The following is a 16,145-nucleotide window of genomic DNA, read 5'->3' as shown; positions in this document are numbered from 1 at the left end:
TGGAGCTATTCTGGGGGAAGAAATGCTAAAACTAAGGGTAGGGAGTTTTCCCCATATTAATACAATTTAATCCGTTCACGGTTTTACTTGATTTTGGCTTCAGGCATTATTCCCCAATACTTCCTAGTAAACGTGAAATTTTAAACTGATTAGCCATCACAACCATTCCAATAAAAGGTTAGGTAGGCATCTATGTCACAACATCACAAAAACAAGTTCTCTAACCCCATTCTGTCTTTGTTCCGTTCGATTCGGATTGCTGTTCAACGGATGACACGGCAGACACTGCGATCACTGCTTAGAGTTTGGGTCAAAATAAACCGTCAGGGTCGTTATAGTCGGGCGGGTTTTGTGTTGCCTACTGTGACCATGGTGCTATTAGTGGTGGTGCTATTGACCATAACGATTATGTTGCGATCAATGGATCGGGCAAAAATGGCTCAATATCGGCGGGTGGATGAACAGGTTCTACAAGCAGCAACCCCGGCATTAGATCGGGCTAGTGCAAAAATAGAGTATTTACTGAATCAGGATAAAAGTCTCCCTTTAGCTACACCATCGGATGATGAATTGTACCGCGCTCTTAATAGTAAGGACTATCAGTTTCAAGGTGAAGACGTTTTAAGTATTCAGATTCCTCCTCCACCAAACTCCACTGAACAGGAAAACTACTTGAATAATAACGCTTGGAGGTTTCCCGTTGATACTAACAATGATGGGAAGGACGATAGCTATGTCTTGTATGGGATTTACTTCCGTTTGCCTAAAACTGCTAGAGCTAGAATTGCAACGGAAGCTCGGACTCCTCCGATGAAAAGTATACAATCGGAGGCAAAAAAATGTGTATCTGCGGGAAGCAGTGCGGATTTAATTGATGGCTCTGGGTGGAGTAAGCAAGATGGAAAATTGAAAAAAAGTTTCTTTGTTTACACGACTACTGTACCGATGCCCGATGCTAACGGAGAAGTTAAAGGAACAGCAGGCTTTACAGCTTTAGAATATCAACAAGACCGAACTCGAATTCCTTTTAGTAATAATGCCGTCGTTTATGAAGACGACTTAGAAGTTGCTCCAGGGCCAGCATTTAAGTTAAATGGCCGAATGTTTACAAATAGTAACTTGATTACGACTCCAGGTAGTACAAACACAATCCGTTATTACATGGTCAGTTCTCCAGCTTCCTGTTTTTATGAAATAGAAAATAGTAAAATTGTTGTCGGGGGAAATGTAGTCAATGGAACTGCTAATGATTCAAGTAAAAAGGGTTCATCAACTGTAGATTTATTTAAAGCTGCTACATCTTTTACGGAAACGAATCAGACAATTTCTACCACTGATCGATCTACAACGCAGGAAGCAGCAGATGTGCTTTACAATAATAATGCTTATGAAAATCGCATTAGTTTGCTAGTAAAATCTCAACTCACAAGTGCTAACACAACCGATCCAGACACTGTAAAAAATGCAATTTTAAATCGAATTAAAGAAGATTCAACTCTTGATTCAACTAAAGTTCGTGAGGAAGAATTAGAAACATATTTCCGAGAACGGACGCGAAGGGTTCCCTATAAAGAGGCACCTGCTGGTGATTTAGGGGTTGGAAGTTACAGTATAAGTACAAAACCCCTTGCTGGTTCAGGTAATAACTTGCGACCTGTTGATTTATGGGCTAAGCCATTTGATCCGGCTAATCCTGCAACTTCGTATACAGGGATTACCTTAAAAGCCGATCAGTTAAAAGCTCCAGAACCTCCCAAGAATCCACAAAATGAAGTTGAACTCGGAGATCGGGTTTTGGTGGGCAATAATCAACCTAAACTGTCTTACACCGGAAATACCACAGCCCCCTTCTTTGAGGCGGCTAAAGCGACCTTGGGGAAATGGACAGGGACTCAAAAGGATCGAGAACGTCCGACTCAAATTCAAACTTTACCGAATGTTGGCGCAATAGATCGGCATGGATTTTGGGAGAAAGCAGCGGGTCAGAAACCCGATCCGATTATTTCCGGCTATGGAGGGTTACGAGTCGTCACCGGAGCAGGCATTTATGAACGTTCTAGCTCCTTCCTACCTCCTCCAGCTTGGGATGATCCGGCGACTGCAAGTGTTGATGAAAGCAAATATGGGGATAAGGGTTATCCGATTGTTTGGCCCGATACCATGCCCATGTCTCCGACAAAATTGTCAAAGGTTTATGATAACGTAACTCCAAAATGGATCGATATCCCAGGATGGCCCTTAACTATAGCAAATTCCGCCGCACCTACGGGTAGTCTTGATCCTAATACCCCTAAATATGCTAAGGGCGATCTGAAAATGCGGGCAACAGCCGTTTATCACTATGCCCAAGATATCTTCAATCCTAAAGAAAACGATACAACCCAAAAACCCATTGCTTGTATCAGCAGTTACTATGACCCCTCAAATCGCCTGACCAGTCTGAATACAGGGGGTTTCCCCAATTCCAATAATGGTAAGGTTTATGGGCCACCAACAACAGCTAGACCAGGGCAATCTACTATAACCGCAGGTTTGTTAGGAGGTACCAGTCCCACTGTTTTGGAAAACCAAGCCAATTTAGTTTTCCCCGATGGTCGGTTTGTGAACGAGCGTCTGCGTATCGCCCTAACCAAAGAGGAAGTCAAACGGGATTTAGGCGATCAGTCGGCCATTGATTCGGCTCTCTGTGCCTTGGGAATTTTAGGCACAACGGGCTATAATCTTGGCTCCGTCCCTTCCGCTACTACTTTTCCCGAAGGGGCAATTAAGGAAACTGCTTTCTTGAATGCCCGGGAAGTCAAAGCCGTAGAAACGGATAATACCGCTACAACCATTGATGAAACCTTTACTGTCCGTGATCCTGTTGACCCCACTAAGATTGCTGGTGAATTAACCACCAGTTATGCAATGCCCCTAGAAAATCGGTTCCCCCAAGAAATTCGGGCAACGGTTATCGACTTAGGAATGCTGCGAAATCAACCTATTACCTTTGGAAGTGGAATAACTGGCCCTTTACCGGAATATCTCTTGCCTAATAGTGGGATTATCTATGCAACACGGGACGATGCTCTGCCCGATCTCAGTGACACCGATCCTAATACAAGGGTAAGGGGAAGTGGTTCAGACTTTAAACTTGATCCAAGTCGTCGTCCTAATGGGATTGTTTTGGTCAATGGTAAATATCTGGCCAGAAATGATAAGGACAATAATGGCCAGAATGACGATGCCTTACCTGCTGATGCCAAACAAGCAACTGAAAAAATCCTACAGGAGAAAGGACTGATTCTGGTTTCCGATGTCCCTGTCTATATTAAGGGTGAATTTAACCCGCATAATGCTAAAGACGGTTCAGCAATACAGGAGTTTAAAGAGTCATTAGATGATACCTGGAGTAACTTCTACACTCGAAAAACCCTGAATACAGACTTTGCCTGTCGCCCTGGTGATCCCAGACTCAAACCCAATTGCACCTCCGCCACCGGCGGAGATACATGGCGACCTGCAACGGTATTAGCCGATGCCGTTACCCTGCTTTCTGATAACTTCCGCTTTGGTTTCCGCAATGAAGGAGACTTCGATCTCAGAAATAATGCGGGTAATGCCAAAATTGGCTATGACTTGAATGGCAATGGCGAGATTAAAGCCAGCGACCCTACCACGAATGAGCTTATTTTCGCTGATACGGATAATGATGGAACCATTAATAAGAACGAGTTTTGGATTGATCTCAATGGTAATGGGATAAATGATGGCTCATCATTAAATATTCGAGAAATTGACATTACTGCTAATGCTGCCCGGATCATTAACGGTTTTAATCAGTCCAACAACTTTGTGACCAATGGTTTAAGTAGTGGTGCATTTTCTAGGACTTTAGATGCGAATCAAAATCCGCAGTTGATTGGATCTGCAACGCTCGATGCGAGCGAAAAAAATACCGGAGCAACCAAAAAAGCCTCGGATTTAAGACTCTCGGATTCCCACTATCTGACCACCAACACAACCGCAGTTGATTCCTCCTATTTTAATAACTTTGTGACTCCGATTCAACGGCGAGTGCAGTTCTCAGAATATGTGATGGAAGTCTGCCGTAAAGTCCCTATTTCTGCTTGTGGGCCTAATGATTGGGTGGTTGGGTACGACGTTAATAATGATGATGATTTTAACGATAATGCTGAACTCAGTGCAACCAAACAAGTTAAAGACGCGGCGGGTAATGTTAAGAAAGAGTCTGATTTGACATTGTATGATCTACTCGTCAATGTTCCTAAAGAGTTAGGAATTTACAATTTAGACAATCTGAAGAACAAGTTTAATCCTCCTGCCATGTTTTCAGGAACAACGGGCTACTGGAGAATTACAGAAGAATCTCAACGGCTGCCTCGACGAGTGGGTTTCCTTCGATCTCAAGGCGGGATGATTCGCCTAGATCAAATGAATCGCCCAATTATTGTTGGTATTGCCGACCCAGGTAATGGAGCAGGTGCAGACGTTAAAAATGGATGGCTGCAATGTTATGTGAGCGCAGATGTGACAACGCCTGACTATCAAGCGGGTGGTGAATATCGCCATCGTGCTAATCCAGATGAGCCAGATCTGAACAAGAACTATCTGTGCCCAAAACTAGGTGACAAGGTGGGGGGTCAAGTCCAAGAACCTCGAACATTGAATCCCAATAACAACGGGGGCACAGCCTCACTCTGGTTTGTGACGAATAACGGCGGGGTCAGAAATTACGGTTATCAGTATCCCCTCTGGTTTTATAACCCCAGAACTCCTGGCACTCCTGTTACCTTGACCCATGGCAAACCTCAACAACCGTTGTTGATTCCGGTTTTGCAACTTCACGCGACTGACAATGCGTCAACAACAGCAACAGAAGTCAATTTCCCTGTTGGTGCCAGGCTGCTTGGTGTAGTTGGTCAGCCACAAAGTCGATGGTCGATTCCGGCTAAAGCTGGTACAACCATATACAATTTGGTTTTAGGTTCCGGGGATGGGCCAAGTCGTCCCAATGAGTCCAATGGCGGTTTAGAAAACTTCCCTCGCCTGATCGAAAATTGGGTCTCAGGAACGGCAGGAACACGGGGTACAGTTCAAATTCTAGGTTCCTTTATTCAAATCCGCCGTAGTCGCTATGCTACTGCTCCGGCAATTCCACTTCAACTCAAAACAGGTAGTACAGATAAGGATCTTGTTACAGCACAGGGAATGTTTGGTGTAGTGGATCAGAATTTCAGCGATGTCTATAACTTCAATAACGTTAATAGACGGGTGAGTTACTATACTCCCTCTAATCGGAATTGGGGATTTGATGTGGGTATTTTGTCTCAACCCCCTGACTTATTTGCTCAGAAATTCACCGCTCCTTCTACCGAAGCACCCGATAACTATTTCCGAGAAGTCAGTCGCGATGATGACTGGGTTAAAGCTTTGTTGTGTTCCAAAGTATTCCCTTCTAACTCCACTACTATATCTGATCCAACTAAAGCAACCACCAACGCTGTTCCTAATAGCATTCGTAATAAGCTTGTTTGCAATCCTTGATTTCCCTATAAGTAGGTAGGCGTAATTAAACCTAACTATGTAGATAGGGTAAACCCTTGCTGTAAATAGCTTTCAGCCACACTGGGACGGTGGGATATTCTCGCCCACCTACTTAAGTGTCTTTTCCACGTTCTTAATTTCGCAGGTGAATAATATGATTCCCAATAAAGATAAAACGGGTTTTACCCCCTCATCAGAATCGGGCTATACAATCCTAGAAGGACTAATGGCGGTTGTCGTTGTATCGGTCATGTTGTTAGCAATTGGCCCTGTTATTGCCTTCTCTGTGGGGACTCGCGTGCAAGCCAAACGAGTTGAACTAGCAACTCAAGCGGGAAAAAGTTATATTGACAAGGTGAAAGGTGGCCAAATCGAAATCTATCATATCGATCATCCGGATCGGACTCTGCCTTTTAAGACAGACGAACAATCCTGGCTTACTACTAGCCCTCCAGCTAACGCAAGTTTAAGCTGCGCTCCAGACACTCCAACAGCTACCGACCCAAATCCTGACAAAATCATGATCCCCTGCACAACTCCATCTGGGTTATATTGCATGGATTTTGATGGGGGAGGTTGTCAAAGTAACACTCCTAGTGTGACAGATATGGTAGTTCAAGGAATCGTCTATGACAATACCCCTAATTCCACTATTGCAACAACTAAGAGCTATCAATTAGCAGTTCGAGTTTATCGGGCTAACTCTTTTGGTGCGGGTATTACTCTTAAAACACCAACTGATAGTGATCGTCTAAAATCAAATAGCTTGGTCACAAATGCCGTTGGCGATCGCACACAACCCTTAGTTATTATGACCGCAGAAGTTTTACCGTCAGGTGCAACCTTTGAAAATCTTCAACAACGACTAAATCTTACACCTACACCGTAATGTTTTAAGTCCAACTTAATTCACCTACTTTTCTTAAGTTAATGGAGCAATAAAAATGAGTATCTTTCTAAAATTATTACTTAAACATCAAGTTAGGTCAAGTCCGGCAAAATTTGATCAAAACTATCAAGTCAAAGGCATGACAATGATAGAACTATTAGTGGGTACGATTATTGCTTTTATTGTGATCACTCCATTAATGGGAATGGTAATTGGTCTATTAAATGATGATCAACGAGAAAGTGCCAGAGCAAACACCGAAGAAGAAATCCAATCTGCATTCGATTATATTGCAGAAGATGTTAGTCAAGCTCTCTATATTTATGTTCCCAAAAAACAAGAATTAGACTCATCAACAACTCCGCCAACTACTAAGGAAACTAAGGAAATTGATCAACTAAAAGCTGCTGGTTTTTTACCGAATACTGGAACTCCTAAGAATGAAAAACCTGTTCTTGTTTTTTGGAAACGAAAAATAGTAGAAGATGCTGTTCCCGTAGGTTCTGCTTTACTACCTAAAGATTGTAACCCCAAACCTTACCCACCAGATCAACCAGATAAACAAAGGAACTGTAATGATACCTACGTTTTATCATTAGTCAGTTATCACTTACTAGAAAAAGATACAAACCCAATTTGGTGTCAACCTTCAGGAGGCAATTGTCCTAGTCGAATAGTTAGGTATGAAATTTCTGATGGGTTAGCAAAATCTGATGGAACCTACTATACAAAAGCAGAACTTGGGACAAACCTTGAGAGCTATTGGAAGGATAGTAAGGATAATTTACCCTATAATTCCAATTTTAGTTTATCTAAACCCTTAGAAAATGTTACTGACATAACAAAAATAGCCGGTGTCACACCAAATGTTTTAGTTAACTACATTGAAAAATTTGAACTAGATCCTAGCTCAACAAATAACTTAGCTAAATTAACAATTCAGGCAAATGCCCTAAGACGTAATGACGCTAATGCAGTAGTTTGTCCGACTGATGCTAAGATTGATGCTAATAGTAAGTCACCCTATTGTCCAAAATCATCAGTTCAATTGCGAGGCTTAAGTGGTCTGGGTGAAAATTAGAATTAACTCAAAAATTATTAAATAATCAAAAAGGATTAATTATGAAAACTCAACAAATATTAAATAGGCTGTTAATAAATCGGTTAAAAAAAAATCCCGTTCAATCTGATCAGGGGTTTACCTTGATTGAATTGTTAGTTGTAGTTTCAATGATTGGTATTCTGAGTGCGATCGCCGCTCCGGGTTGGCAAGCATTTACAACCGGACAACGGCTTAAAACCGTCAATAATCAGGTGTTTCAAGCGATTAAATCAGCCCAAGCAGAAGCAAAACTCAAAAAAACAGATGTTACTGTAACATTTAATACTGCGGTTGATCCACCTACTGTTAATTATGATGGTAATCCCCAGAAGCTAAATGTTTCTGGTGAAATTAAACCAGGAACAATCAAACTGGTTACAGGTGCAGGAGATACAACAGTAACCGCCGATTCAGATATTGTTTTTAATTATCAAGGAAGTATCAAAAAAATGACTCCTGAGCAAAAATTGCCCTTCACAGTAACAGTCTCCCTTCCTGATGGCAAAGGTAAACGCTGTACCATTGTTCAAACTCTGTTAGGAGGAATGAGAACCGCAGAGAACACTAATTGTCCCATCCCTCCTTAAATAGTTGAAAGAATGCGATCGCGTAGCCTCCACCCTGCAACATTGCAATTATAGCAATGGGCAAAAACTTCTTGTGTCTTTGTGGTTAAATTAGACCTAATCTCTCTCAGGATAACGGTGTCTGCTATAACTCCGTAATATCCACAGATTGATTAATCTTTCAACGTTCAAAATAGTTTTAAAAAATCCGTAATTCTCCCGTGGTCAGAGCCTCTGATTTTTCGCAGACTGGTAGTTAGGTTCGTTTAAAAAACATAACTATTCTAGTTGAAACCAGGTGTGCTTTTATGATCAACTCTAAAAAGACCTGCGATCGCTCCTTAACCTCCTCTGATAGCGGATTTACCCTAATTGAACAACTAATTATTATCCTCATCATTGGTGTTCTGGGCGCCATTGCTGCCCCCAGTTGGTTAGGCTTCATTAATAATCAGCGCCTCAATACATCCATAGACCGAATTTACTGGGCAATGCAAACCACCCGTGCAGAAGCCAAACTCAATAAGGAGACCCGGCAAATCAGCTTTCGAGATCAAAATAATACCGTGCAATGGGCAATTCATCGTCCAGATGAAACCCCCACAGAAAATCAATGGACGATCCTAGATCAAGGCGTTCAAATTGACGAGGCAGAAACAACCCTATATCAAAACAAAACCACCAAAATCTGGAGGATGCAGTTTGACCATAAAGGTCGTGCTAATGGTCAGTTAGGACGGGTGACCGTATCCCTTCGCAATGGTAGCCCCGCCAAACGCTGCACATTCGTGTCCACCCTATTAGGAACATTAAGAATAGCCCAAAATAACCCAAAACCCAAAGATGGGAAATATTGTTATTAAAAAAGTTGACAATAGAATTTCCTTTTCCCTTTCTTTGTGTCTTTGTGCCTTAGTGGTTATTGGTGTCAACTTAAGTAATAATTTCATTGTTTTTATCCTAGACCAGATCCCCCTAAATCCCCATTAAAAAGGGGGACTTATGAAGTACAGTTTCCCCATTTTTAAGGACTTATGAATCCAGTTCACCTATTAAAAAGGGGGACTTATGAAGTACAGTTTCCCCATTTTTAAGGACTTATGAATCCAGTTCACCCATTAAAAAGGGCGACTTATGAAGTACAGTTTCCCCATTTTTAAGGACTTATGAATCCAGTTCACCCATTAAAAAGGGCGACTTATGAATCCAGTTCCCCCCTTTTTAAGGGGGGCTAGGGGGGATCTACACGCCCAGAGAAAATCAGTTGAATATTTTTTTTTCCCTATTTTTTTGTGTCTTTGTGGTTCGTCAAATTGACCAATAACCCAACTATTCACCACCAGACATCATTTTCTGTAAAGAACTCAACCCTTTTTTCACCCGACGAGAAACCGTCACCGAACTAATACCCAAACGTTCCGCCGTTTCCTTCTGGGTTAAATCATACAGAAACACAAACTCCAAAACCTTACGGGTTCCGTCCTCTAATTTAGCTAAAGCCTGCTGGACACGAATTTGATCCTCTTGCGCCAACTGAAAACTCCGATAACGACCGTCAGGAACCATTTCCCCCAAACAGGTCGCCCCATCTTCCCCATCTTGAATCGGAGCATCCAAACTCAGCACAGAACGGTTGTAGTTAGCCAGCTTCACCTCATTCCACTCATTCACAGAAATTCCTAACACCTCCGCCACTTCTCCATCCGTGGGCGGGCGCTTGAGTTCTAACTGAAGTTGTTGAATCACCTTCACCGATTGCCGTTGTAGGGTCAACCATTGACGAGGTACCCGCACTGACGGGCTTTTATCTCTTAAATAGTGCTGAATCTCTCCCCGAATATAGGGAATCGCAAAGGAACTAAAGGCATGACCTTTGGACAGGTCAAATCGCTCGATTGCACGAATCAAGCCAATACAGCCGACTTGAAGTAAATCTTCATAACTTTCCGTACACTGGTTCACCCAATGGTGTACCTCCTTACGCACCAATCCAATATTTAACTGAACAATCCGGTTGCGGATATCCTTAGAAGCAGACTGTTGATATTGGTGCAACAGTTCTAAACTTTCTCCTCTAGGGTAATTGACAACTTGAGTAGGCATGACAAGATCCTGCGTTGGTAGGGCTGGCTAATTAGTTCCGTATTAATCTTGACCACACTCGGCTTTAATGGGATGGGAGGTTAGAGGGCTTGCCCCAACACAGGGGGGACTCTGAACCTATATTCAATAGTCAATGTGAGGCCGCGCTGAAGCACTAAACGAGGACTTTTAAGCCATCGGCTAGAAGCCTAGCTTTAGTAAATTTATATACACCATTAGGGCTAATAACATACTATTGTAGCCCAACTTGCGGGGTTAACGCAAGATATTTATAGAAGTTTGATTAATATTTTTTGAAATTGGGAATTATATATGTTCACTTAGTAAAAATACCCTCTGTTAATTCAGGAAGGCTGAGGGTTGAACCCTTACCCATCATCAGTCAGTGATTAAGTCCACAAACCGGAGACAGGTAACTGTTGATCCCCCATTCTTCCTGGATCAAATCATGGGTTAATCTATCGATAGGTGAGCTTAGGAAGCGGCTTCAATCCGACCATAGAAGACACCCCGAACCTTCACGTCCAAGGATTCCTTCGCACCCAAATCATCATCAGAAGGCTGTTCACTTTCAAAAATTCCAGCCACTTCTCCGGTTTCGCCGTCGATTTTAGAAACCTGTAAAGAAATCCGACCCGCTTTGACTTTGGTATCGGCTAACTTAACATTAGCATTACTTAAATCGACTCCATCGGCGGTTGCCGGTAAAGCAACGGCGTTGTCATAGCCAGCATTCACCCCACGGGCTTTAGGATCTAAGAAGTTGGCGCCTCGATAGGAAGGAACGTTAAAATCTCCCCGTAAATCGGTAGAAGTGTTAATACTGGATAATCCGGGCTGGGAACTGGCCACTAACCCTTTAACCGTGAATAAGAAAGGAACTTCTTCGCCACCTGGTAATAAAACCGTAATCGCTTGGAAATCAATTCCATCTTTTTCTTCAAAGGTGAGCTTACCATCGGAACCGACCAACAGGTTGCCGGTAATTTGATCTAAGCTATAGGTGAATCGGGTTAATAGGCGGCCCGGAACAAATTCGGCTTCTTTGCGTTTGTTGGTGGGTTCTTCTTTAACAAAATAGCTGGTGGGTTGCAGACACAAACCACTGATACTGTAGGACTTTCCACTATCAATTGGAATAGAACCCCGGGCAGTTTCAGGCAAAGTTGGACAGTTTACAGCTAATCCTGTATTTCTAATGTCATCATAGGTCAGTAGCTTCGGATCTTTAGCCTCTGGGCCATCAGAACAAGCTGTAAGTACAGTTAAACAGATTGCTAATAGTGCAGCAACCAAAGCGCGATATCTCATTGTCAACCTCAAAATATGCAAAATTGATATTTGACACTCTGCCCTGTAAAGAGAGGCAGATTCTTTAAGACTTGCTTAAAAGGGATAGTCAAATATCCCCCTAGACACTCAAAACAACTATCAAAAAGACGCTGTAATTGCGCTTACTTATACCATTTTTTGGCTTTCCGAGTCCATCACCATGCCAATTCGGTACGCTCCGCGTTTTTCCGTTGCTTGCTTGCCCTCCGGCTACAACTTTGTAGGGGCGAGGCAAGTCAGGGGTTACTCCTTAAAAAACACTTCTTCGCGTAGATGGTTATTCCTACTTGCTGCCGATATTTTATCATTTCTCATGGCAGTTAAAACTGCGGTGAGTCGTTTTTCCTCCCCGAAGCTCAATCCTCCGTGCTTCCCAACTCCGGGTTGATTCCTCGTGACTGTTTTTGTGACGAAGTACAAATTTTTCAAGGATCAGTTAAACTACTTAAGTTAATGTTACCGATCGCTCTCTCTCAGACGGTTGTCGGCAATGATAGATTTCAATTATGGACAATCCCACGGAATTTGATTCACAAGCTCGGTCAAATCAGCTTGAATTTTTAGCAGAAAAGGTTTTAACCTTAGCCAAAACCGCCGAAGGAAACCCTCTGGAAATTTTAGCGGTATTGAGAATTTTAGAACAGTTACACCAAGACATCCGAGAAAGTTTCTTTCAGCAATCTTTACCCGATAATCGTCAAAAACTCTATCATTTATTACGAGAGATTGAATCTAAAGGAGGTTGGCCCTATATTCCTCGGAGTTCTCTCAACTCTGTAATGGAAAATTTACAAAAGGAGTTTCCAGAATTGATGCAGGAGTAGGGATACCGATGGTGCGGGAGAGAAAAATCAAGATAGATTAATGGGTTTTTAATTCTGAGAAAAAAGCCGAAAGTGTTTGAAATAATTGACTCACTTTTACCAAATCTTTATCGCCAGCAGAACGTTCAACGCCACTAGAAAGATCAATGCCATCGGGTTTTAACTGTTGCAATGCGTCCCCAATATTATCGGGGGTTAGTCCTCCGGCTAAAAACCAGGAACAGGGGGGGTAAAATTGTTTCAAAATTTGCCAGTCAAAACTTTGACCCGTCCCTCCCAACTGTTGTGGATGATAAGCATCTAATAATAGGGCATCAATATGATTGAAATAGTCTTGAGTTTGGATTAAGGTGGCTGGGGATTTAATCCGTAGGGCTTTAATCAGTTCTGTATCAGGAAGAATCTGACGCAGGCGATCGCAAAAATCGGGAGATTCATCCCCATGCAGTTGTACACCAGTTAATCCCGTTTCCCTGACCGTTTGATAAATTTCTTCCACACTCACATTAGCAAATACACCAATGGTTTGAATCGAGTTCGGTAAATTCTCTAAAATCCGGCAAATTTGCTGCGACGTGACATAACGAGGGGAGTACCGAACACAAATAAATCCTAACATTGTCGCCCCCAGTTGGGCGATCGCACGCCCTTGATCCGGTCGAGTAATTCCACAAATTTTAATTCGCATTGATGGTCTTGAAGTTAAGTTTAAGGTCTGATTCACAGCAGACAATTCAGATCAAAATTTTACAAGAATTATATCAATCGGGTGCATTCTGTCTATTCCCTGTTCCCTGTTCCCTATTCCCTATTCCCTGCTATATTAACTTTTTCAACAAATTAGGAGTTTTTGGCATCAGATTTTTATAATCAATTGTTGAAATTAAGAAAATCGTAAAATTACTCAGGAGAATAGAAACTTGATTTACACTTCATTACTGATGTCGATACAAAGCAACGTTCCCATCACCGTGAGTTGGTCTCCGAGTGTAGCCATTGTTATGATTATCTCTAACCTAGTGGCTATTTTCATCGGTTTCTATGCCATTTCTAAAGAAAATCGTGGCAAAGGGCCTAGTTTACCCGGTTTACCCCGGATGTTTACGGGATTTGGAATTCCCGAATTATTGGCTACCGCCAGCTTTGGACATATTTTAGGGGCTGGGGTGATTTTAGCTTTAGGCAACGCAGGAGTTCTTTAACCCACCCCTCGTAGAGACGCGCCATGGCACGTCTCTACACTGGCTCCATGGCGCGATTAATGAATGGGTAAAGAAGGCCCTGGAGGTGAATTAACGGAACCTGCAATCGTGATTTTGTTACTTTCTCGTTGGGTTTGCATTTCCACCGCGATCGCTTCAAATAAAACTTCCAAACTACTGTAGGGAATCTCTAAATCAACCGTGGTTTCAATTTGATCAAACCCATTAGGAGAAAATTCCGTTAACCAACGGGGGCCATCAACAACGGTGCGGGTTTGACGGTCAAATAGCCAAACTTTGATATAAATTCGCGGTAAACCATCGGGAAGTCTTACCCTCAGTTTAACTAACCTTCCGGCAATAATTTCCGTTGATAAAACCTCAACTTGAGGGTCTGGAACGGGTTGATCTTCTGGCAAAACATAGGAAATCGGTTGATTGACCGCCGGGGTTTCTGGTTTAACTCCTTTGATATTTTTACGGCGGGGAAAAAATGCCCCAGGGGATTCTAAAGGTTCATCATCAACTACAATTTCTTCTAATTCCTCCTGAGCATTGATTGATTCTGGGTATGGCAAAGGTGCTGTGTCCGATGCAGTTGGATCAGAACGTTTAACAATATTAGTCGCAGCATTAAACGGAATCTCCGGTAAGGGATTAATATTAGCCCGTTTCACCCATTGTGACCATTCTTGATCACCCGCCAAAGCATTCAACCGCGACCAAAACCGATTATTTAAGTCTAAGGCTTGAAAAGCTTCTTGAACTTCTGGATCAGATTTCGGTTTAGCTATCGGGTCAATTTTTTCAATCCCATCTGTCGCCGGGATTAATTCCGATGATTCCCCTGCTAATAGGGGTGAAATTGCAGTTGATATATCTGTATAATTCGATTCCCAAGAGGGAAGAACCGTCGATGAATCCCGATCCTCAGACGATACAACACTTTGATCCGGTTTTGGTGCAGGTTCAACTTCCCCAGTTGTGGAACTAGGGCTGAATATTGGCAAATCTAGGGATGTAGCAGAGCGAGATTCCCAGCTAGAATTATTTAGTTTGGGAGGAAGCACTGTGGTCGTTTCGGGGGTTAGGACTTCAGCCCGATTAGTGGTATCGGTCAGGTCGGGTAATTCCAGAACTCCCATATCTAAATTAGAAAGGTCGGGGAAGTCGTCTTGATCCAATTCTGGACTAAAACCCTGATCTATAGCTTCTAAAAGATGTTCAACCTGGGTAACAATATTAAAGGATTGAGTCGTTACCGCCACCCCATCATGGGAAAAAATCACTTCCCCTAAAATTAAACGGGTTTTACATTCAAAGGGAATATAAACTACACCGGAAAAAGCCAGAGGGAAGTCAGAGGAAGGAAGGGTTTGGTTAACCTCAAATAACGGTTCTGAGCTTTGGGGGTCGCGTAGGCGAAATTGCAATTGTCCGTCAGTCAGAATTGGGTAAGTAGAAGATGGGGTAGGCGTTGGCAATTCTACCCGTCCCGACACGATTAAGGCTTCTCCTAAGCGGCCAACAAAGGAATCTTGCTCTAGGAAGATGTGCAGAGCATTTAGTAACTTGTCTACAGTATCAAGAGGTTGGGGGGATGGTTGGGGAGTATCAGGAACAGCAGGCGTTAGCTGGGTTGGTTCAGGAACAATATGGAGGCCAGAGGTAGGGAATTGTACAACGTTAGAATACTGTTCTGTAGGCGAATCAACAGCCTGGGGTGCTGCGGAGTTAATATTAGCCGTCGGGGGTTCCGTATCCCCAAAAAATTGCTCAAATTCTTCTGCTTCCGAGGGGAGAACCCGCAATTGTATGGTTTTTTTACCAACGGTTGCTAATAACCCGGACGTTAGTTGAGGCGCACAAGAAAACTGCCAATTCCCAGGTTTAAGGGAAGTATAAGGCATGACCACCATTAAACCTTCGGCATTGGTGGTTAGTGTTCGGGTTTGAACCTGTTGGACAGGTGGAACCGCATCAAAATCTTGATAAATAATCCGAACATCAATTGAGGTGTTTGTATATCCAGACCGGGCTACCATCCGGTAGCGTCCTTCTAAAATTTCAACATCCGGGGATTCCAAGGTTAACCAACTATTGTCCCCTTCTTTTTGCAGTAGAAACTCCCAACTTGCCATTTCCCGCCTCTATATTAGGTGGTTTTTCGTCTCTCTAATATAATAGCGGAATTGAATTGCACCGAAACAATAGGAGGCAGGAGGCAGGAGGCAGGAAGAATTAAGAATCAAGAATCAAGAATTAAGAATTAATCTTTTTTCTTTTTTTCCAGTTCCTTCTACCTTCTGTCCCCAGCCTCCTGTCTTCTACAGCAATCCGGCGTTAGTTCCGGGCTTGCCCGTTGCCAGTTCCACTTTGACAATTTTACCGCCCATTTTCATGATCCGTTGTTGTTCTTTAAACCAACTGTCATAGGGAACTAACTTAGTAAAGTAGGTATTTTGTAATTCCCGTTGGGTACGAATCCGGCTTTGGCTTGGAACACAAGCCGTTACTTTAAACATCCGCATGAGGTTCGTCTCTCCTAGGCAAATTTAACAAGTTTTACATCAATTTTAA

Annotated in this window: 12 protein-coding genes; 7 read left to right on the top strand and 5 right to left on the bottom strand. The window is 42.7% G+C overall.

Features of this window, described 5'->3' with window-relative positions; genetic code table 11:
* The first annotated feature begins 192 nt into the window (after window positions 1–192).
* The 5 genes from hpsA to AC2D3N_RS16015 all read left to right on the top strand — a co-directional run bounded on the left by hpsA (window position 193) and on the right by AC2D3N_RS16015 (window position 8,967).
* Window positions 193–5,547: a hormogonium polysaccharide biosynthesis protein HpsA gene (gene hpsA / locus AC2D3N_RS16035; protein ID WP_484691470.1), complete on the top strand. Its 5,355-nt coding sequence runs from the start codon at window positions 193–195 to the stop codon at window positions 5,545–5,547.
* Window positions 5,548–5,701: 154 nt separating this feature from the next.
* On the top strand, window positions 5,702–6,436 hold the full coding sequence (hpsB, locus tag AC2D3N_RS16030) for a hormogonium polysaccharide secretion pseudopilin HpsB (RefSeq protein WP_484691469.1): 735 nt from the start codon (window positions 5,702–5,704) through the stop codon (window positions 6,434–6,436).
* A 55-nt stretch (window positions 6,437–6,491) separates the two neighbouring features.
* On the top strand, window positions 6,492–7,517 hold the full coding sequence (locus AC2D3N_RS16025; protein ID WP_484691468.1) for a hypothetical protein: 1,026 nt from the start codon (window positions 6,492–6,494) through the stop codon (window positions 7,515–7,517).
* Between the two features lie 41 nt (window positions 7,518–7,558).
* The gene (locus AC2D3N_RS16020; protein WP_484691467.1) at window positions 7,559–8,125 is read left to right on the top strand and encodes a prepilin-type N-terminal cleavage/methylation domain-containing protein; all 567 of its coding nucleotides are present in this window, start codon (window positions 7,559–7,561) and stop codon (window positions 8,123–8,125) included.
* Between the two features lie 287 nt (window positions 8,126–8,412).
* On the top strand, window positions 8,413–8,967 hold the full coding sequence (locus AC2D3N_RS16015) for a pilus assembly FimT family protein (protein WP_484691466.1): 555 nt from the start codon (window positions 8,413–8,415) through the stop codon (window positions 8,965–8,967).
* A 466-nt stretch (window positions 8,968–9,433) separates the two neighbouring features.
* Here the strand turns inward: AC2D3N_RS16015 and AC2D3N_RS16010 are convergent, their stop codons facing one another.
* On the bottom strand, window positions 9,434–10,207 hold the full coding sequence (locus AC2D3N_RS16010; RefSeq protein WP_079678323.1) for an RNA polymerase sigma factor SigF: 774 nt from the start codon (window positions 10,205–10,207) through the stop codon (window positions 9,434–9,436).
* A gap of 474 nt (window positions 10,208–10,681) precedes the next feature.
* Window positions 10,682–11,518: a photosystem II manganese-stabilizing polypeptide gene (gene psbO / locus AC2D3N_RS16005; protein ID WP_079678324.1), complete on the bottom strand. Its 837-nt coding sequence runs from the start codon at window positions 11,516–11,518 to the stop codon at window positions 10,682–10,684.
* Window positions 11,519–12,045: 527 nt separating this feature from the next.
* On the opposite strand from psbO, the gene AC2D3N_RS16000 reads away from it, so the two are divergent.
* The gene (locus AC2D3N_RS16000) at window positions 12,046–12,363 is read left to right on the top strand and encodes a hypothetical protein (RefSeq protein ID WP_079678325.1); all 318 of its coding nucleotides are present in this window, start codon (window positions 12,046–12,048) and stop codon (window positions 12,361–12,363) included.
* Between the two features lie 37 nt (window positions 12,364–12,400).
* Here AC2D3N_RS16000 and AC2D3N_RS15995 read toward each other — a convergent pair whose 3' ends face one another.
* On the bottom strand, window positions 12,401–13,051 hold the full coding sequence (locus AC2D3N_RS15995) for a phosphoribosylanthranilate isomerase (protein ID WP_484691465.1): 651 nt from the start codon (window positions 13,049–13,051) through the stop codon (window positions 12,401–12,403).
* A gap of 253 nt (window positions 13,052–13,304) precedes the next feature.
* On the opposite strand from AC2D3N_RS15995, the gene psaK reads away from it, so the two are divergent.
* Entirely contained in the window at window positions 13,305–13,565 is a 261-nt protein-coding gene (gene psaK / locus AC2D3N_RS15990; protein WP_369821834.1) for a photosystem I reaction center subunit PsaK, read from the top strand.
* Between the two features lie 56 nt (window positions 13,566–13,621).
* Here psaK and AC2D3N_RS15985 read toward each other — a convergent pair whose 3' ends face one another.
* Window positions 13,622–15,706, bottom strand: a complete 2,085-nt coding sequence (locus tag AC2D3N_RS15985) for a hypothetical protein (RefSeq protein ID WP_484691464.1) — start codon at window positions 15,704–15,706, stop codon at window positions 13,622–13,624.
* Window positions 15,707–15,892: 186 nt separating this feature from the next.
* Window positions 15,893–16,096 (bottom strand): phycobilisome linker polypeptide, encoded by a 204-nt coding sequence (locus AC2D3N_RS15980; RefSeq protein WP_026787259.1) that lies wholly within the window; start codon window positions 16,094–16,096, stop codon window positions 15,893–15,895.
* Between the last annotated feature and the right edge of the window lie 49 nt (window positions 16,097–16,145).

This window comes from Planktothrix sp. PLAVEN19ND, assembly GCF_057220675.1.
Note: the sequence above shows the minus strand (reverse complement) of the source record. Positions and strands in the feature narration are given on the sequence as shown.